Origin of the sequence: Erwinia pyri, assembly GCF_030758455.1 — a bacterium.
Classification (GTDB): Bacteria; Pseudomonadota; Gammaproteobacteria; order Enterobacterales; family Enterobacteriaceae; genus Erwinia; species Erwinia pyri.
This window is the reverse complement of record NZ_CP132353.1, coordinates 3486671-3505586: the sequence shown is the minus strand read 5'-3', so window position 1 is coordinate 3505586 and position 18916 is coordinate 3486671. Positions and strand designations below refer to the sequence as shown.

Genomic DNA, 18916 nt, shown 5'->3' with positions numbered 1-18916 from the left:
GATGACAACTGAAATCTCCCATCCTGCCAGCAGCCCAAAGCAGGCTGCGCTGCAACTGGTAATTGAACTGGTACGTGCCGGCAAACTCAGCCCATTGCAGGGTGACGCAGCAAATATGATCTCTATTTACGAGCAGTTCAAAGCCCATTTTGAGGCTGATAAGCACAAGCACGCTTCAGACTCCGCCATCTCCTGAAGCGCTTTAATTTTCAGGAGTTCGCCCCTCTCCTGAAACAAGGGCGGCACTTTGCCGCCCGTTTCACTCCCTGTAAAGCCACAACCCGTTAACTGACGATAAACCCTTTATCCATCCGCACGGCGCGATCGCACATATGATCGATCACATCGGGATCGTGACTCACCAGCACCATGGTCAGATTATCCTGCGCCTTCAGGCTGTTCAGCAAATTGAGAATTTCAGCCTGAACTGACATATCCAGGGCCGAGGTGGGTTCATCCAGCAGCAGGATTTTTGGCTGCAGCAGCAGCGCACGCACAATCGCCACACGCTGACGCTGGCCGCCAGAGAGCTGATGCGGGTAACGGTCGGCCAGCGCAGGATCCAGCCCCACGTGGCGGAATCCCTGATCGATACGATCGTTGATATCGGCCACTTTCAGCAGCTTCAGCGGCTCCGCCAGGGTACGACGAAGACGATGGCGGGGATGCAGCGAGGCGTAAGGATCCTGAAACACCATCTGCACATCCTGACGCAGCTGGCCGGTAAAGGCTTTACCCGGCTTCACAGCATGGCCAGCCAGCGACATCGCGCCTTGCCAGTTGGGGTTCAGTCCGGCAAGCACCCACAGCAGCGAAGACTTGCCGCAGCCAGAGGGGCCGACCAGACCAAAACATTCGCCAGGTTGTACAGTGAGCGTCACGTCATGCACCACGGTACGTTGTTCATATCCCTGACGATGGGAAACGCTGACTTCAGCCAGTTCAATCATGTTCACGCCAGGCCTCCAGCGCAGTGCGGTCCAGTACCGGTAATGTCTGCCCCTGCGTCGCCTTACTCGGGCGGCAGGACCAGAGCGTACTGGTATAGGGATGGGTTGCCCGCGGCAGGTCTGCGGCGGGCAGCGTATCCAGGATTTCGCCCTGATACATCACCATTACCCGCTCACAATGTTCGGAAACCTGCTGCAGATCGTGACTGATCAGCAGTAATCCCATGTTGCGTTGCTCCACCAGACGACGGATCAGCGCCAGCACCTGGTCGCGCATGGCGTGATCGAGTGCCGAGGTCGGTTCGTCGGCAATCAGACAGTGCGGATCGGCAATCAGCGCTATCGCCAGCATGACGCGCTGACCCATCCCGCCAGAAAGCTGGTGCGGATAGCGCTGCATCAACTGCTTAGGATCCGGTAATCCAACCGCATCCAGCATGTCACAAACTTTCTCTTTGATCTCCGCGCGGCTCAGTCGGGTGTGCAACTTCAGCGGTTCGGCAACCTGCCAGCCGATGGTGCGCATAGGATTCAACGCATATTTGGGATCCTGCATCACCATTGCCATACTGCTGCCTCGGAGCTGGCTCCAGCGGCGTTCGCTCAGGGTCAGGGCGTTTTCGCCCGCTACGCTCAGCGTGGCGGCCTGCAGATCAAGACCCGGCGAGAGTAGGCCCATCAGGCTGCGCGCCGTCAGCGACTTGCCCGAACCGGATTCGCCCACCAGCGCCACGCGCTCGCGGCCCAGCGTAAAGCTGATGTTTTTCACCAGCGGCTGGCCGGAGGCGCTGGCAATCCGCAGGCTGTCGGCGACGATAAGAGGAGGGGTTTCAGTTGCCATTTCGGGTATCCAGTCGGTCACGCAGGCCATCGCCCGTCAGGTTAAAGGCCAGGCTGGCAAACAAAATAGCGCCACCAGGGGCTGCCGCTACCCACCACTGGTCGAAAATTACTTTACTGCCTTCAGCTACCATCGATCCCCACTCTGCGGTAGGCGGCTGAACGCCCATGCCCAGAAAGCCCAGGCCGGCAGCAGAGAGAATGATCCCGCCCAGACTCAGCGCGGCGCGGACCACCGCGCTTGGCATACAAAGCGGCAGAATATGGCCGAACATCAGCCGCAGGCCATTAATACCCTGCATGCGGGCGGCGGCCAGATAATCACTACGGCGTAGCGCCAGCGTTTCCGCCCGCGCCTGGCGGGCAAATGGCGGCCAGCTGGTCAGCGCCAGCGCCAGCGCGCCGTTCATCAGTCCCGGACCCAGCATGGCGACCAGCGCGAGGGCGATCACCAGGTTAGGCAGCGACAGAAAGATATCGGTAATGCGCATCAGCACGCGCTCCGTCCAGCCGCCCAGGTAACCGGCGCTGATGCCAATCAGCATCCCCACCGGGATGGTCAGTACCAGGATCAGCGACACCAGCAGCAGCGTAGGGCGGGAACCGTAAATCACCCGGGAAAGCAGATCGCGGCCAAAGCCATCGGTGCCAAACCAGTGGGCAGCAGAGGGGGGCAGCAGGCGTGCCGACATCATTTGCGCATTGGGATCGTAAGGCGCCAGCAGCGGGGCCAGCAGCGCTGCCAGCAGCAGCACGGCCACCAGCGTGCCGCCAATAGCCAGCGAGGTCATGCGGGGACGACGTCGGCGCACAGGGGCGGCAACGTCGAGGTCGGTGAGATTTTGCGTCATCGGGTTCTCGGGTCTGTGAGCCAGGTTAAAGCATCCGCCAGCGCATTCAGCGTGATAAAACAGCCGCCAATCAGCAACGTTGAACCCAGAATGGCAGGCGTATCGGAAGCGAAGAGGGCGGTGGTCATATAGCGTCCCACTCCCGGCCAGGCAAAGACCGTCTCGGTTAATACCGATCCCTCCAGCAGCGTGGCATAGGAGAGAGCCAGCACGGTAATCAGCGTGCCCCGCACGTTAGGGAAAACGTGCAGCAAAAGAATGCGCCCACGGCCGGCACCTTTGGCGCGCGCCAGGGTGACATACTCTTTTCCACTCTCTTCCAGCAGCGCCGCGCGAAGCAGCCGAGTGATCCCGGCCATGGCCAGCAGCCCCAGGACCACTACCGGGAGCCAGAGGTGGGCGATCGCATTGCGGAACATCTCCGGGTCACCGGAAAGCCAGCTGTCTACCAGCACCAGCCCGGTTTTGGGTTCCAGCGTGTAGATCCAGATATCATCCAGGCGCCCTGGTCCGGCTGACCAGTGCAGCACGGCATAAAACAGCAGCAGCCCCAGCAGCCCGAGCCAGAACACCGGCACTGAATAGCCGAGCAGCGAGATCAGACGGGCAAGATTATCCACCACGCTGCCTGGTTTCCACGCGGCCAGTAGCGCCAGCAGAATGCCAAACAGCGCGCCAAAAATCATGGCGCAGGTGGCCAGTTCAATGGTGGCCGGGAAGGTGCGCAGCAAATCACTGCTCACCGCCTGATTGGTCAGGCGTGAAATCCCCAGATCGCCGGTGGCCAGATGGGTAACGTAATGCCAGAACTGCATCGGCAACGACTCATCCAGACCCAAATCGTGACGAACCTGGGCGTAGGTAGATTCACTGGCGTGATCGCCGGCAATCTGCAAAACAGGATCAACCGGCGACAGATGAGAGAGCATAAAGGTGAACGCCAGCAGGCCCAGCAGCGTCACCGCCAGAGAAGCCAGACCGGTGAACAGACGTCCACTTCGCAACCAGAAAAGCCGGGCGGACCCGGCTTTGGAAACAGAAACCGTCATTACTTGCTGACCTGGCTGTAGTAAACCATATCCGGGTTGATCCCCTGAACGTAGCCTTTCAGGTTATCGCGCAGCGCGATCAGGTTACGCGCCTGCAGACCCACCACATAAGGCGAATTCTTCTGCACTTCACGCTGCATGTTCTGGTAAAGCTCAACGCGTTTAGCCTTATCGCTCTCCGCGGTGGCTGCCAGCGTCTGCTTGTTCAGCTCAGGAATATGCCAGTTTGAACGCCATGCCAGCGTCTTGCTGCCATCTTCCGGGTTATAGGCAAAGGCGGCCGCGTTGGTGTTCGGATCAAAATAGTCCGCTCCCCAGGCGTTCAGCGTGGCTTCATATTTGTGCGCCTTGACTGAGGTGGCGACTTCGCTGCTGAGGCCTGGGATCAGCTCAACTTTAATGCCGCCTTTGGCAAAGCTGGCCTGCAGAGCCTGAGCAATATCCAGGTAGGGGGGCTGGTTGCTGACGCTGAGCTTAAAGCTGACGTTGTTCAGACCCGCCTTTTTCAGAATGGCTTTAGCCTTCTCAGGATCAAAGGTGTAGGGATTGTCGTTCAGCGCGCCCAGGAAGCCTTCCGGCAGGAACGCCTGATGCACCTGGAACTGACCTTTCAACAGATCGTCGGCAATACCATGATAATCAAACAGGTAGCGCGAAGCTTCCCACAGAGCAGGGTTTTTCAGCGCCGGATTAGCGTCAATATTAAACTGCATGTAATAGAGCGAAGCCATCGGGATCGCCATCGGCTTTACGCCCGCTTTGTTTTTCAGCGCGGCCATCTGGTCAGCGCCCAGGTTACGGGCGATATCCGCATCGCCCTGCTCAAGCAGCAGGCGGCGCGCAGCAGGCTCCGGCACATTTTTAATCAGGACGTTTTTCAGCTTAGGGGCACCGCCAGGAGAAGTTGGGTTAGCGGAGAGCAGCACCACTTCATGCGGAATATATTTACGGATCTGGAAAGGACCGCTGCCTGCGGAGTGAACGGCCAGCCATTTATTGCCGAAGTCACTGTTTTTGGCATTCGCCATCGCGGTTTTTTCATCAACGATAGAGGAGACCGGCGCTGCCAGCAGGCTCAGAACATAGGTAGGACTGACGTCAGCCGTCCAGCTGATTTTGACATGGTTCTGATCCACTTTAACCAGCTGCGCGTCCACGTTCTCTTTGGTCCAGCCCAGCTGGGTCAGGATAAAGGAGGGATCCAGATTCAGCTTCACCACGCGGCTCAGCGAGAAGATCACATCCTCAGGACGCAGCGGATTACCGGAAGCAAATTTCGCCCCGTCACGCAGGGTAAAGGTCATGCTGCGGTTATCGCTGCCGGGCTGCCAGGCCGTCGCCAGCGTGGGTTTCAAATCGGTCGGGTTTTGCGGGTCTGACTGCACCAGACGCTGATAAAGATTGGTGAAAGCCTGCACGGAAGTCAGCTCAAAGCCTTCTGCCGGATCAAAACTGCTGGCATCATCGATTGACTGAGCAATCACCAGCGTATCGGGTGGCGTCGCCGCCTGCACGGCAAACGAACCGGCCAGCGCAAGGGCGAGAACTGAGGGAACTAAAGTTTTCATGACGCTTCCTTACCTTTAAGTTGTTTGCGAGTGTAGAGTACCCGTAGCTAAGACAAATAGTAGATTATCCGCTATCGATAGATGAAAAAGTTATAAACAAACCGGAATGGTTATATTCGCTCAGCGCAAGGCCTTTACTGCGTCAACGTTATCCAGAGCCATGGAGAGACGCCGATTAGGTTATTCAACATATGCAGAAAGATGGGGAGCCGAAGTCCGCCTGATAAGAGTCTGGCATAACAGAGCAGCAGCGAGAGGGCGATCAGCGCAATCAGCGTCTGAAAATGGGTGTACTGCGTATGCATAGCCGCAAAACCGATTGAGGTGAGTAAGGCACAGGCCAGACGCTGCTTCGGCGCCCAGAGCAACAGCCCCTGCATCACGAATCCGCGAAATAAGATCTCCTCAAAAACCGGCGCCAGCAACACCACGGCCAGGGAGAAAAGGATCACTTTGCTCCGCCCTTCGCCAAACTGGCCGCCCGTCCAGCTCTCCTGCTGCAGATAAAAGGATTGTGAAGCGATCAGACCGAGCAGCAGCACGCTAAACAGCACTGCCTGGCGCCATGAAAACGTGCCGATCGGTATATTGGCATAACGGCTGCTATACCAGCGATAGAGCGGTACCAACGCAGAAAACTCCACCGCGCAAAGCAGCGGCATCAGCATGCCTGTTTCTGCCAGAACGGAATAGCCCGGTAATGCACTCACGATCACGGTAAGGGTGTACCAGACCAGGCACATTCCCATGCAGAGTAAGGTGCAGGTCACTTTGTCGGCATGATTGTTCATTGCACTGTTTCTCTGAGGGCGATCGGTGGATGGTAACAAGCGTCGGCAAAGCTGTCGAGGCGCCCGCATTCCTGTAAAAACGTCCTAAATTGTTGCTCTTCCAGGCCGATAGTGATTAGACGATCGCGTCTGGAGGACGAGAGGACCAGCGATTTCTTTTACGCCATACGGGCCATAACCAACATGGAGGGTTGAGTAGCCTGCTTGATAAGGTCCCGAGTTAATGAAATACCCCCCTGTACTTAGCCCGCTGCCCGTCGCAGACGGGCAGAAAACAACATTTTTTACCCGACGATTGTTAATGTCGCTGACGCTGCTGTTAAGCAGCGTGCTGCTGCTTTCCATGCTGATGGTGACGGGCATTGCCTGGCGCCAGAACGAGGATGCCGTGAAGCAGGAAACATTCCTGTTGCAGAATGCCTGGAAGGAGAGCCGCCAGAACATTCTGACTGACATCCGTGATTACGCTTTCTGGGGCGAAGCCTGGAATAACCTGCATCTGAAAGTCGATCGCGTCTGGGCGTTTGATGAGCAAAACTTCGGTCCCGGCCTGTTTACTGAATATCACTATGAAGGCGTCTTTGTTGTTGATGGGCAGGGCAGGACCAGTTATGCGGTGATCAACGGCAAGCTCTCTGATGTTCAGCTGGAAAGCTGGCTGGGGATCCATACTGCGCCCCTGATCCGCCACGCCCGTGCGCTGGCAGAAGAGCAAAGTGCGCTGACGCAAAATGCGATGATTGGCTCTACGCCAGCCATCGTGGCTGCAGCCCCTATTACTACGGGCAAAGTGCCGGGTCTTGAAATGAAAAAGGGCCCGCCTTCGGTAATGGTCTTCGTCAACCGCTTCACGCCTGAAAAACTGAAAGCGTTCGGCACCAGCGTCGGGGTACTTAACGCCCGCATCCCCAACAGCGTGGAGGATGCTTTCCTGCCGCCTTTGCTGAACGAAGATATCCCTGATGACGCCCCTGTTGTCATTCGTTGGGACTCCAGCGAGCCGGGCGGCAGCCTGCTGCTGTTTCTGCTGCCGATGCTGTTTATAACGGTAGCGATCATCGGGCTGGTGGCCAGGCGCGTTATTTATCATGCGATGCACAGTGCTGCGCTGTCAGATGACCGCTTCGATCAGCTGGTACACAGCCAGCGTGAACTTGCAGCCAGCGAGTCGCGCTTTCGGGACGTGGCGGAAACGGCCTCCGACTGGATTTGGGAAACCAATGCTCAGGGGATCCTGATCTACCTGTCGAAGCGATTTGCTGCCGTTACGCATTATGATGTTTCCCGCATGCTGGGTCACTCCATTGACGAGATCCTGCAGCAGGAGGAGCAGGCAGTCTCAGAATGGCTTTTCCGGCAGCGTGCGGATGGACAACGACACGTGTTGCGCTGCTTTTCGGTCACGGCGCTGGGAGCAACCCGGTTATGCAATCTGATCGCCAATCCCGTAGAGCTTAACGGGCAGATTGTGGGCTATCGCGGCACGGTTTCGGACGTGACGCGTGAGGTGGAGGCGCAGGCCAGGATCCACTATCTTTCGCAGCATGACGCGCTGACAGGCTTACCTAACCGGCTTTATATGAGTGAATTTTTACTCAGCAGGCTACAGGCGCAGCCGACTCCAGAGCGCCCTCTGGTGCTGATCAGCCTTGATCTGGATAACTTCAAACCGATCAATGATACCTGGGGACACGCTGCCGGGGATTGTGTGCTGAACGAGGTTTCGCACCGTCTGCGCAGCGTGTTGAAGGCTGGGGATTTGGTCTCCCGTCAGGGAGGTGATGAGTTTATCCTGATCGTCTCTAACCTTCACGGCGAGGAGGAGATTGGTAACTGCTGTCGCCAGCTGCTGGATGAAATTCAGCGTCCCTTCACTCTGGGGCAGCACGAGATCTTTATCGGTGCCAGTCTTGGCATTGCGCTGGCGCCGAAAGATGCCATGCAGGCAGAAGAGCTGCTGCGCCTGGCCGATATTGCCCTCTATAAATCGAAGCGCGAAGGGCGGAATCGCTGGACCTGGTACACGGCGGAAATGGCTGAACAATTGGTTAACCGGCGCGAGCTGGAGTGCAACTTACGCAAGGCCATTAGCGGGGATGAGCTTAAGCTGTTTTATCAGCCTCGCTACGATCTGAAAAAAGGGCGCCTTGAAGGAGGAGAAGCGTTGATTCGCTGGCTGCATCCGGCAACAGGAATAATTATGCCGGACGGCTTCATTCCGCTGGCCGAGGAGACCGGCCTGATTATTGATATCAGTGACTGGGTGCTTAACCGTGCCTGTGCTGACGCCATGAGCTGGCCTCCGCCGATGTATGTGTCGGTGAATATCTCTCCCGTTGAGTTTCGTAGCGGCCAGCTCGCCGCTCGCGTGGCAAATGCGCTTAACACCAGCGGCCTGGCGCCGGATCGACTTGAGCTGGAGATTACCGAGAACATTACGCTGGAGAACCCGCAAAGCGCACTGGAAGTGATGCAGGCGCTGAAAAACCTCGGCGTCAGGCTGACGGTGGATGATTTTGGCGCAGGGTACGCTTCGTTGAGCTATCTGAAAACCTTCCCGTTTGACGGCATGAAAATGGATCGCTCTTATATGAACGATTTCCCCCATTCACCGCAGGCGCTGTCGATTGTGGAAGGGATTATCGGGCTGGGCAAAGCGTTCTCTCTGACGGTGACGGCGGAAGGAATTGAAACCCGGGAGCAGCTGAAAGAGCTGCAGGCGATCGCCTGTCAGGAAGGGCAGGGCTACTATCTTGGGAGACCGATGCCCCTTGAACGCTTCCAGCTGCTGCTGCAGGAGGAGCCGGTTCTGACGGTCTGATAGCAAAGCGCAGAAACAAAAAAGCCCGTGGAAACGGGCTTTTTTACTTAGCGGACACGAACCGCTACAAAAGTCATAACGACCGCGAAAAGGACAAATATTGTCAGTTCCATATTTCCTCCTTTCTGAGATTATTCTTAAATTATAGCGCTGGGTAACGGTGAAAAAAGGCGCAGTTTGTGCCATTTCGACCCGGATCACAGAAACAAACCGCTGCTGGAAAATGCGATTATCATCCGTCGCCCGGCTCTGTTAGGCTTTGGGGAGTTAAGAACTAAACGCACAGGAGAGAAATCATGAAGTTATATGGAAAATTAGCCATCATCGCTACGCTTGTTGCTTTGTCAGGCTGTCAGACAGCGGCACAAAAAGGAGGGAGTTCTGCCTCGGTGGACCCGGAAGCGGATCGTTGCGGCGCCTCTGACTATCAGCGCTATGTGGGTAAGCCACTCTCCTCAATAGATGGCCTGCGTTTTGAGCATCCTGTCCGGGCCATTCCCTACAACTCTGCTGTTACCATGGATTTCAACCTCAACCGGCTGAACTTTATGGGTGATTCACAGGGCAACATTACTCGTGCCTATTGCGGATAAAGCTCTCTGATTGCAGCCATGCCCGTACGCAGGGATTGAGAATGCATGACCTGTGGCCTCAATCCTGCCTGTAGAGAGACGTTATTGCAGGAAAGGGGATTAGCGTGTCACACGAATGCAATAAGCCTTACGTAGGGTAGCAGCAATAAAAGTGATCTCTGGTCACTGCGAAACAGAAGCAATACTCGTCTTATTCCCGCCTTGTGCGGGTTTTTTTTGCCGTGAATAAAAGAAAAGCGCGTTGGGGCCGCTTAAGGCTCTTTCTCTTCCAACAGCTGGGTCAGCAAATTACGATAGCCCTGCAGCATCGCTTCATCTACTTCGCCCTCAAGTTTGGCTATTACCGTGGCAATAATCACTTTGCTGTTAGTTGGCCTGCCATGACGCATTAATTCGGTCATTATCGCCGCCAGAAGTTCACTCTCTTTGGGCGCGTGAAAGGCGGGACTGTTGAAATAGTCTGTGATTGCCCGGCCTGCGCCTGGTGAGTAATGTGCCATAGTAAACCTCCGGAAATGCGCCATCGAGAGCCCAGCGGCTATCTGATGTGATCAGGAAATTAAACTTTTCTTAAATTCGATCCGATTCGCCAGAACAGGCATTCGCAACTTAGCCTGAATAATAATCAGGCGGGGAATTTAATTACTCTAGATGGCGGCGACAGGAAATCCAGTAACAATCAGAAATATTTTTCATTATGCTTTTTTTATCAGCGCAGTGGAGCAGGCCAGCCACGGCCCGCTCTCTCGTCAGCTCGCGATAAAAGAGAAAATTATCCCTGCCCGGGCCAGTTGAGGATCACTTCCGTTACCCCGTTGATCAGGAACTGCACTCCCATACAGACCAGCAGGAATCCCATCAGGCGAGAAATAGCTTCAATTCCTCCTTTACCGACCAGGCGCATAATGGCGCCGGAACTGCGCAGGCAGATCCAGAGGATAACGCTGACGCTGAGAAAAATTAAAACCGGCGCAACGGTAATAACCCAGGGAGAGAAGGTGTTGCCATGATGGATGGTCGAGGCGGCGCTGATGATCATCGCCAGCGTACCCGGGCCTGCGGTACTGGGCATGGCGAGAGGGACAAAGGCAATATTTACCGCCTTGCGTTCCGTGATCTCATCCAGCTTATGGTCAGCCTCCATGGAATGACCTGCCTGCTGCTGCGGAAACAGCATGCGAAAACCGATAAACGCCACGATCAGGCCGCCAGCCATGCGCAAACCCGGAATGGAAATGCCAAAGGTATTCATCACGGCATTTCCCGCATAGTAGGCCACGGTCATGATAATAAAAACGTAAATCGAGGCCTGCAGAGACTGGCGATTCCGCTCGCGATAATTCATATCACCCGCCAGCCCTAAAAACAGCGCAACGGTGGTTAACGGATTTGCCAGCGGCAGAAGAACGACTAAACCAAGACCAATCGCTTTAAAAAGCTCAAACATGCTTTTTTCCTTGTTGCCAGATTACCAGGAAATCATCATGCCTTAAGCTGGCCTGATTGCGTAGCCTGTGCGGAAAATGGCCACCCTGAGCGGCAGGCTGGGGCGCTGAAAAGCGGCTAAATCGTTAGGTAACTGTAATGAAACTGTAGTCTGGGTTGTTAATTTTCACTCGCTCAAAAATCACGCTAAAATAATTTTTCTTTAAAAACATTAAGTTAAGTATTATTTGGTTTTTTTTGTCGATAAGGGCTTGTACTGCATCCGGGGTTATGAGTAAATGCACCGTCGGTTTTGAAACAGACAACGTATGCGAGCAATTTTAGTAAAGCAGTTTTCAGTTAAAGGTTATCTTTGATATCTCTTCTTCCTGACTTCCTTCTTAAGTGCCTCATAAGTCCACCCTGTTGACAAACCCCGTGCCCTTTGCGGCTTAATACTTATTGAAGGAAAGACATATGTCTAACAAAATGACTGGTTTAGTAAAATGGTTCAACGCTGAGAAAGGTTTCGGCTTCATCTCCCCAACCGACGGCAGCAAAGACGTATTCGTACACTTCTCTGCAATCCAGAACGGCGGCTTCAAGACGCTGGAAGAAGGTCAGAAAGTTGAGTTCTCTATCGAAAACGGCCAGAAAGGCCCAGCAGCTGCTAACGTAACTGCGCTGTAATCAGAGAACTTTTCGCCAGCGGCCAGGTTGCCTGAGCTGACCGGTGAGAATACGAAAACCCGCCCCTGTGGCGGGTTTTTTGCGTTTAAGGCGCCTGCTCTGCCGCACCATCCTTCCTGACGTCGTAGCAAGAAATAGGGCGTTACCGGCATAATTCGCCTGTTACTGAGGGGATCGTCTGCGCCACTGCGCATCATTCCAGGTTAAAACTTCAAAGTTACCCTTACCGCGTTATTTGCCACTCGCTGCTAAAACCTGCTTGTTACACTTTGCTCTCGCACTTTTGCCATAAGGCTTTTTGTACAACAAGATGGAATCCTGGAAGGTTAACCTCATCTCAGTCTGGTTCGGCTGCCTGTTTACCGGCCTGGCCATCAGTCAAATTATTCCCTTTCTGCCCCTCTATGTTGAGCAACTCGGGGTAACCGATCCCAGCACCCTGACGCTCTGGTCGGGGCTTATCTTCAGCGTTACCTTTTTAGTCTCTGCTATTGTTGCGCCGATGTGGGGCAGCCTTGCCGATCGCAAAGGTCGTAAGCTGATGCTGCTCCGCGCCTCGCTCGGCATGGGCATAGTGATTTTCCTGCAGGCCTTTGTTACCGATGTCTGGCAGCTGTTTTTGCTGCGGGCACTAATGGGGCTGACCTCAGGTTATATTCCTAATGCAATGGCGATGGTAGCGACTCAGGTACCGCGGGAGCGCAGCGGCTGGGCGATGAGTATGGTCACTACCGCGCAGATTTGCGGGGTGATCATGGGGCCGATGATGGGAGGCTTCCTTGCGGACTGGGTAGGATTGCGCGCCGTCTTCCTGATCACCTCTGCGCTGCTGCTCACCAGTTTTCTGATTACTCTGTTCCTGATTAAAGAGGGCGGCCAGCCGCGGGTTAAAAAAGAGGACAACATGACCGGCAGTATGGTGTTCCGGTCACTGGGCAATCCCGGCCTGATTATCAGCCTGTTCCTGACTACGCTGGTGATCCAGCTCTGTAACGGCTCTGTCAGTCCGATTCTGACGCTGTTTGTCCGCCAGCTGGAACCCGATGTGCAAAATATCGCCTTTATCAGCGGGGTGGTAGCCGCCATTCCCGGCGTTTCGGCGCTCTTTTCAGCGCCTAAGCTGGGAAAACTGGGCGACAGGATTGGGGCGGAACGGATTCTTTTTGCGGCGTTGATGCTGACTTTTGTGCTGTTTATGGCGATGTCCTGGGCAGGCAGCGCCTTCCAGCTTGGTGCGTTACGTTTCCTGCTCGGCTTTGCAGAGGGCGCCATGATGCCAGCGGTACAGACGATGCTGCTGCGTTACTCCAGCGATCGGGTAACCGGGCGTATTTTCGGCTATAACCAGTCGTTTATGTATCTGGGGAATGTGGTGGGGCCGCTGATCGGTTCTGGCGTCTCGGCGATAGGTGGCTTTCGCTGGGTTTTTGCCGCCACGGCGGCAGTGGTGTTTATTAACACCGTGCAGCTCATTGTAAGCTGGCGTAATCGCAAAAGGGTGGTGGCCAGCCAGACCTGACGGATCAACCGTCAGGCCACGGCTGTTCAGCGTGCTTTCAGGGTCAGCTCGTAAGCATAATGGCTGGCGGAGAGCAAAAATTCCGGGCTGACGCTCGGGCTCCAGGAATCATCTCCGCCCACGCCCATATGGTAGCCATCCAGATGTAACCAGCACCCCTCCTCCTGCCGTAACAGATGGCGATGGGTCACTTCCCGCAGCTGCTCCAGGCTGTAGCGGCTGAGTGAAAAATGGAAATTCCCGTCGACGTTTACTTTACCGGCAGCCAGGCTTTTAGTACCGCTGCGCAACCCGTTTTCACCAGGGAAGATGTAAGGGGTGTGGAGATCCGCCAGCGGCCTTCTCCAGAGGGAAAACTGGGCGGCGCTCTGGCGGTCGGGATAATTCTCATGCGGCCCCATCCCCAGCCAGCTTACTTCCTCAATCTCTTCAGTGAGTTGGCAACGAAGGCCTATCCTGGCCGGCGGCGGCACCCCTTCAGCCAGGGAAACCTTCACCGAGATATGCATCTGACCTGACTCATCAACAAGACAGGTTTTTTTGCTGAGGAACTTCAGCTCGCCCCGGACCTGCCACGCATGAACAGAGGTAAGCTGGACACCCCGGCTCAGGCTGTCCGCCTGCAGATCGAGCAGCTCGCTCTCAAGCTGGTTAAAACCGGCCCGTTGCCAGCGCTCAACCCAGGCATTCGGATCAGGATTGCTCACTTCGCTGATACCGATATCGTTATCCAGCGGCGCCCGGATAAAACAGTCACGCAGTGGGGTCAGTAACTGCGGCTCTCCCTCAATCTGCCATTGTGTCAGTTCACCGCTACGGCGGCAGAACTGCCAGGTCTGGTTAAGATGCCGGATAAGAATAAGCTCCTCCGTACTCTCAAGCGTTGGCGTAACAGGTGGCAGCGCTAACGACGGAATAGCCAGGCGGGATGGCAGTTTCCACTGATCCCACGCCACGCGATGATTTTCTGCTGACCAGTCAGTTGCGTGAGGCTGAATAACTTCCACATTCAGCCACACTTCTCCGCTCAGGTCAGGTCGCTCTCCAGGCTCGACAATCAGGCTGCCTTCCGGTGAAAGCGCCAGCTCCTGCTCGCCGCCAGCCACTTTCATCCCGTTATGCTCCAGGCTCCAGCGCAGAATTTCGTTATCGCTATGGCGGAACAGATACTCGCTTTGAATATGGAACTTCAGCGGGTCACTGCCAAGCAGCTTAAACTGGAAAAATTGCTGCGCATGCTGCGCCTCGAAGAGCGAAGGGTGGGGAGTACGATCGGCAAAAACCAGCCCGTTCATGCAGAATTGCCGGTCATTAGGCGTATCGCCAAAATCGCCGCCGTAGGCCTGCCAGCCATCCCCCTGGCTGTCGTAACGGGTCAGGCTCTGGTCGACCCAGTCCCAGACAAATCCACCCTGCAGGCGGGGGAAATCACGAAAAGCGCGCCAGTATTTAGCAAAGCCGCCCAGGCTGTTGCCCATCGCGTGCGCATATTCGCAAAGGATCAGCGGACGGCTCTCTTCCGGCAGGCCAATCCATTTTTTCAGTGACCATTTCGGCACGGCTGCAAAAGGTTGATCCTGATCGACCCTGGCATACATCGGGCAGATAATATCAGTGGCGGAGGTAGCTGCGCCGCCGCCCTCATACTGTACCGGACGTGTGGGATCGCTGCTTTTTACCCAGCGCCACAGCGCATCGTGGGTGCTGCCGTGGCCAGACTCGTTGCCCAGCGACCAGATAATAATGCAGGGATGATTACGATCGCGCTGCACCATTCGGGTGACACGTTCGCTGAACGCATTGAACCAGATCGGATCGTCAGCGAGGCGGTTCATCGGCTGCATGCCGTGCGTCTCGATATTCGCTTCATCCACCACGTACAGCCCGTAACGATCGCACAGCCGGTACCAGAGCGGATGGTTCGGATAATGGGAACAGCGCACCGCGTTGAAGTTATGCTGTTTCATCAGCCTGATGTCCTGGATCATCGTCGCTTCATCCATTACCTGGCCCCGCTCGGGATGATGCTCGTGACGATTGGTTCCCCGGATAAGCAAAGGTTTGCCGTTAAGCTTCAGCAGGCCGCGATCGATCTCTATTTTTCGGAAACCGACGTCAAAAGCTTCCGCTTCATCCAGCGCTTCCTCGGCATTCAGCAGCGCCACGGTAACACGATAAAGATGCGGCGTTTCGGCACTCCATAAATCAGGCTGTTCGACTTTAAGCGCCAGCGTTGTGCGGTCGGTATACCGGCCCCGCTCATCAATGATGCAGCTACCCAGCGGCTGACGCGCGCTTCCCACCAGAACGCCCTGACGCCATAACTGCACTTCTATTTTACTGGCCGGAGAAGCAGCGGCAGAACAGACGGCAAGAACCTGGAGCTGGGCTGAGTGATATTCCGCACTCAGGTGCGTTTCAATCTGAACGTCCGTTAAGTGCGCCAGGGGTTTGTGGAGCAGGCTGACATCACGAAAGATGCCGCTCATTCGCCACATATCCTGATCTTCCAGGTAGCTGCCATCGCTCCAGCGCAGCACCATCACCGCCAGGCGGTTCTCTCCGGCACTCAGCACCGGGGTTAAATCAAACTCGGCTGGAAGCCGGCTGTCCTGGGAATAGCCGACAAACTGGCCGTTGCACCAGAGATAAAAGGCCGAGTTCACCCCTTCAAACTGAATACGCGTCTGGCCACTGAGCAGCCAGTTGGGATCGCACTGGAACCGCAGCGAATAGCATCCGGTAGGATTTGCTACAGGCACAGTGGGAGGCGTAACGGGGATCGGATACTGAACGTTGGTATAGACAGGGGCGTCGAAGCCTGCCAGCTGCCAGTTAGAGGGCACCTGCAGAGAGGTGGCATCAGCAAGATCTTGCCACAGCCAGCTATCGGGGACCTCTTCAGGCTGAGTGAAATAGCTGAATGTCCAGGCGCCATTCAGAGACTGCCGGCTGGCGCTGGGAATATCTTCCCTGGCCGCTTCCGTACTGCGCCAGCTCGAAAAAGGCGGATGCATCGGCAGGCGATTGAGCTGCGTGACGTTGGGATTTTCCCACTCGCGTCGTAAGAGCTGCTGCTGCAGGCCAGGTAAAGCGGCTGTTTTCATCAACGATCCCCTTAAATGTTATGCGCTCACATTGCGCTGAGTTCAGGCTGATGTAAAGAGATTCGTCAGCAGCATGCGAAGCAGATCGCTTTAACAGACACGCTTAAAACGCGCGCATGCGGAGCTTCTTAAGCATTGCTGCAGGGTTCTCACAGGAAAACGTTAAGCGTGGTTTCCGGCGGTAAAATTGGCCCTGAACAGGATGATTCTGCCTTGAAGGGGGGTGAGAGCACGCTTACTATCAGCGCCAACGTTACCATGAGGAAATAACGATGAGTCGAGTCATTAAAGTTGTAAGTATTGTTGCACTGGTCACTGCGCTGAGCGGCTGTATCTTCCCACCTCCGCAAGGGGGCGGTTGGGGCGGCGGCGGTCACGGCGGCGGCCCGCGTGGTGGTTTCAGCCAGGGTTACTAACTTCCTGAACCGGAGGTCAACAGCCTCTGGTTTATTCTGCTTACAGGCGTCACGGGTGAAACAAAACGCCAGCAAAACGTTTCGATGACACTAAAGCGCGCGGCGTTTCACAAAACGTAAAAATGAAAGCGGTTAACTGCTTAAGTGACGAAAATATATCACGATTATCAGTTTTCTTTTTTTTAGCGCGGTGATAACTTCATGCTTTATCTTGCTGAGACGTCCGCATGAAAAATCTTATTGCAGAACTCCTTGTTAAGCTGGCGGCAAAGGAAGCTGAGTCCAAAGAGCTGGTAGCGCAGGTTGAAGCGTTAGAAATCGTCGTTACGGCGCTGGTCCGTAAGCTGGATAGTCAGCAATTCCAGGAGATGACCCAGAGTATTACCTCAGCAATGGAAACTGCGGCACATACCCCTGCGGTCAATCCCGAAGATACAACTTTGCTGGAAAATTATATCCAGCGCCTTTTGCTCCATCCCCGCCAGTAAGTTTCTCCGCCCCGTCCACTGTAAGCGGTGGCGGGGCAATCTGCTGTTAGCCCCCCTTTCCTGCTGGTTTATTGATCAGCTTTACGCTGCTGTTAATATTTTCTTAAAGATTTAAAATTACTATAAAACATGGGGTTATTTCCTGTTTTCCGGTTCGGTTATTTTTGCTGCTGGTCACTCTCCCGGTAAATGCCAGGCTTATTAGCCGTGATGCTAAATAAGAATAAAGAAGGGAGAACTGCCGTGAGCTATCAAAATGCCATCGTATTACAGGATTTACCCGAGCTTAAGCCGGTGAGAGTGCCGATTGGCGAAACGGGCATTATTCTGATTCGTGAGCAGCAAACCGTGAAGGCTTTCCAGAGCAACTGTCCCCACTCCGGCGCCCCCCTTGAACAAGGCGCAATTTATGAGGGAAGGCTGGTCTGCCCGTGGCACAAAGCGAATTTCAGTCTGGAAGATGGCAGCATGTGTGAGCCGCTGGCGCTGAGCGATCTCAAGCGCTATCCCGTCAGAGTAGAGAATGGCATGGTACAGGTGGATCCCGAACCGCTGCCGCCGCTGGTCTCATTCGCCGCCAACCAGCAGCAGCCTGTGTATGTGATCCTGGGAACGGGCGCTGCGGGTGCGGCAGCGGCCTGGACGCTGCGCCGTGAAGGCTTCACGGGCAAGCTGATTCTGGTGGATCGCGAAAGCGAAGCGCCTTATGACCGCACTGTTCTGACTAAGTTTGTTCCCTCAGGCAAGATGAAAATCAGCGAGGTGCCGCCGCTGCTGCAGGAGGATTTTGCGCCCTTTGCTGAGCGTATTCAGGCTGATGTGGAACGGCTGGAAACCGCCAGGCGACTGCTTCATTTTGCTGATGGCGCCACGTTAAGCTACGACAAACTGCTAATCGCCACTGGCGGAATCCCGCAGCGCCCCGATTTTGAGGGCAAAGCGCTGTTTGGCGTTCACGTGCTGCGCAGCATAGAGCAGGCCGACACGCTGCTGAAAGAGGTGGATAAAACCAGGCGGCTGGTGATTATCGGCAACAGTTTTATCGCCATGGAGCTCGCCTCGGCACTGCGGGCGCAGGAGATCGAGGTTCAGGTGATTGCTCGCGACCCGCTTCCCTTTAAAAAGCAGTTTGGTGAGCAAATAGCGCGCTATTTCCGCGAGCTTCATGAAGAGAACGGCGTGAAGTTTACAGAAGGGGAGATCGCCTCGCTTAAAGAGAGCAACGGGCATGTCAGCGCCGTTGAACTCAAGGATGGGCAGATCGTTCCGGCGGATATCGTACTGCTGGCCACCGGCGTCGCGCCAGGCACATCCTTTATTCATGATATCCCACTTAATGAGGATGGCAGTCTGACCACCAGTGAGACGCTGACGGTTGCTGACGAGGTCTGGGCCGCCGGCGATATTGCTACTTTCCCGACTGCCTCCGGCACGCTGCGCATTGAACATTATCGCGTCGCGGAACAGCAAGGGCGGGTTGCGGCGAAAAATATGCTGGGAGAGAACGATCGCTGGGATCGGGTGCCGTTCTTCTGGACAACCCAGTTTGGTACGCGCTATGAGTACGTTGGTCACGCAGGGGAGTGGGATGACTATCAGCTCCTCGGCTCGCTGCAGGAGAAGAAGTTTGTGGCGCTTTACGGGCAAAAAGGGCAGCTGGCTGCTGTCACCTCCTGTGGAATGTACACCTTTACCGCAGAGCTGGTGCTGAGAATGCAGAAGCCGATGACCCTGGCGGAAGCAGCTGCGCTGGTGGAAAAAGCACTCTACTGAGGGCGTTGGGGGCGGTGTTAAATCGCCCCCGGTTT

General features: G+C 55.4%; 17 protein-coding genes. 8 read left to right on the top strand and 9 right to left on the bottom strand.

Features of this window, described 5'->3' with window-relative positions; translation table 11 throughout:
* Nucleotide 1: 1 nt before the first annotated feature.
* Nucleotides 2-196, top strand: a complete 195-nt coding sequence (locus Q3V30_RS16665; protein WP_306207587.1) for a hypothetical protein — start codon at nucleotides 2-4, stop codon at nucleotides 194-196.
* A gap of 88 nt (nucleotides 197-284) precedes the next feature.
* Here the strand turns inward: Q3V30_RS16665 and Q3V30_RS16660 are convergent, their stop codons facing one another.
* From Q3V30_RS16660 to Q3V30_RS16635, 6 genes are all read right to left on the bottom strand, one after another.
* Nucleotides 285-950, bottom strand: a complete 666-nt coding sequence (locus tag Q3V30_RS16660; protein WP_306213232.1) for an ABC transporter ATP-binding protein — start codon at nucleotides 948-950, stop codon at nucleotides 285-287.
* Nucleotides 943-1821 carry an ABC transporter ATP-binding protein gene (locus Q3V30_RS16655; protein ID WP_306207585.1) on the bottom strand — a complete coding sequence of 293 codons (879 nt, stop codon included), beginning with the start codon at nucleotides 1819-1821 and terminating at the stop codon, nucleotides 943-945. Before Q3V30_RS16655 ends, Q3V30_RS16660 begins: the two co-directional genes overlap by 8 nt.
* Nucleotides 1781-2641 carry an ABC transporter permease gene (locus Q3V30_RS16650; protein ID WP_306207583.1) on the bottom strand — a complete coding sequence of 287 codons (861 nt, stop codon included), beginning with the start codon at nucleotides 2639-2641 and terminating at the stop codon, nucleotides 1781-1783. The genes Q3V30_RS16655 and Q3V30_RS16650 overlap by 41 nt, the downstream gene beginning before the upstream one ends.
* Complete coding sequence (locus Q3V30_RS16645) at nucleotides 2638-3690, bottom strand: ABC transporter permease (protein WP_306207581.1); 1053 nt, start codon at nucleotides 3688-3690, stop codon at nucleotides 2638-2640. Before Q3V30_RS16645 ends, Q3V30_RS16650 begins: the two co-directional genes overlap by 4 nt.
* Nucleotides 3690-5258 (bottom strand): ABC transporter substrate-binding protein, encoded by a 1569-nt coding sequence (locus tag Q3V30_RS16640; protein WP_306207579.1) that lies wholly within the window; start codon nucleotides 5256-5258, stop codon nucleotides 3690-3692. The genes Q3V30_RS16645 and Q3V30_RS16640 overlap by 1 nt, the downstream gene beginning before the upstream one ends.
* A gap of 134 nt (nucleotides 5259-5392) precedes the next feature.
* A complete protein-coding gene (locus Q3V30_RS16635; protein WP_306207577.1) occupies nucleotides 5393-6049 on the bottom strand; it encodes a CPBP family intramembrane glutamic endopeptidase in 657 nt (218 codons plus the stop codon).
* Nucleotides 6050-6272: 223 nt separating this feature from the next.
* Here Q3V30_RS16635 and Q3V30_RS16630 point away from each other — a divergent pair, with 223 nt between their 5' ends.
* On the top strand, nucleotides 6273-8870 hold the full coding sequence (locus Q3V30_RS16630; RefSeq protein WP_306207575.1) for a bifunctional diguanylate cyclase/phosphodiesterase: 2598 nt from the start codon (nucleotides 6273-6275) through the stop codon (nucleotides 8868-8870).
* 296 nt (nucleotides 8871-9166) lie between these two features.
* The gene (locus tag Q3V30_RS16625; protein WP_306207573.1) at nucleotides 9167-9463 is read left to right on the top strand and encodes an I78 family peptidase inhibitor; all 297 of its coding nucleotides are present in this window, start codon (nucleotides 9167-9169) and stop codon (nucleotides 9461-9463) included.
* Nucleotides 9464-9714: 251 nt separating this feature from the next.
* On the opposite strand, the gene Q3V30_RS16620 is transcribed toward Q3V30_RS16625, so the two are convergent.
* Together Q3V30_RS16620 and Q3V30_RS16615 are read right to left on the bottom strand one after the other, a co-directional pair.
* Complete coding sequence (locus Q3V30_RS16620; protein WP_306207571.1) at nucleotides 9715-9963, bottom strand: biofilm development regulator YmgB/AriR family protein; 249 nt, start codon at nucleotides 9961-9963, stop codon at nucleotides 9715-9717.
* Nucleotides 9964-10235: 272 nt separating this feature from the next.
* Entirely contained in the window at nucleotides 10236-10910 is a 675-nt protein-coding gene (locus Q3V30_RS16615) for a MarC family NAAT transporter (protein ID WP_306207569.1), read from the bottom strand.
* Between the two features lie 455 nt (nucleotides 10911-11365).
* Here Q3V30_RS16615 and cspE point away from each other — a divergent pair, with 455 nt between their 5' ends.
* Both cspE and Q3V30_RS16605 read left to right on the top strand, forming a co-directional pair.
* On the top strand, nucleotides 11366-11578 hold the full coding sequence (gene cspE, locus Q3V30_RS16610) for a transcription antiterminator/RNA stability regulator CspE (protein ID WP_013200976.1): 213 nt from the start codon (nucleotides 11366-11368) through the stop codon (nucleotides 11576-11578).
* A 310-nt stretch (nucleotides 11579-11888) separates the two neighbouring features.
* Nucleotides 11889-13097 (top strand): multidrug efflux MFS transporter, encoded by a 1209-nt coding sequence (locus tag Q3V30_RS16605; protein WP_306213231.1) that lies wholly within the window; start codon nucleotides 11889-11891, stop codon nucleotides 13095-13097.
* A gap of 26 nt (nucleotides 13098-13123) precedes the next feature.
* On the opposite strand, the gene Q3V30_RS16600 is transcribed toward Q3V30_RS16605, so the two are convergent.
* On the bottom strand, nucleotides 13124-16204 hold the full coding sequence (locus Q3V30_RS16600) for a beta-galactosidase (RefSeq protein WP_306207560.1): 3081 nt from the start codon (nucleotides 16202-16204) through the stop codon (nucleotides 13124-13126).
* 272 nt (nucleotides 16205-16476) lie between these two features.
* Between Q3V30_RS16600 and Q3V30_RS16595 the strand changes: the two genes are divergently transcribed.
* The 3 genes from Q3V30_RS16595 to Q3V30_RS16585 all read left to right on the top strand — a co-directional run bounded on the left by Q3V30_RS16595 (nucleotide 16477) and on the right by Q3V30_RS16585 (nucleotide 18881).
* Nucleotides 16477-16620, top strand: a complete 144-nt coding sequence (locus tag Q3V30_RS16595) for a hypothetical protein (RefSeq protein ID WP_306207558.1) — start codon at nucleotides 16477-16479, stop codon at nucleotides 16618-16620.
* Between the two features lie 227 nt (nucleotides 16621-16847).
* Entirely contained in the window at nucleotides 16848-17108 is a 261-nt protein-coding gene (gene iraP / locus Q3V30_RS16590) for an anti-adapter protein IraP (RefSeq protein WP_306207557.1), read from the top strand.
* Nucleotides 17109-17351: 243 nt separating this feature from the next.
* Nucleotides 17352-18881 (top strand): FAD-dependent oxidoreductase, encoded by a 1530-nt coding sequence (locus Q3V30_RS16585; protein WP_306207555.1) that lies wholly within the window; start codon nucleotides 17352-17354, stop codon nucleotides 18879-18881.
* The last annotated feature ends 35 nt before the right edge of the window (nucleotides 18882-18916 follow it).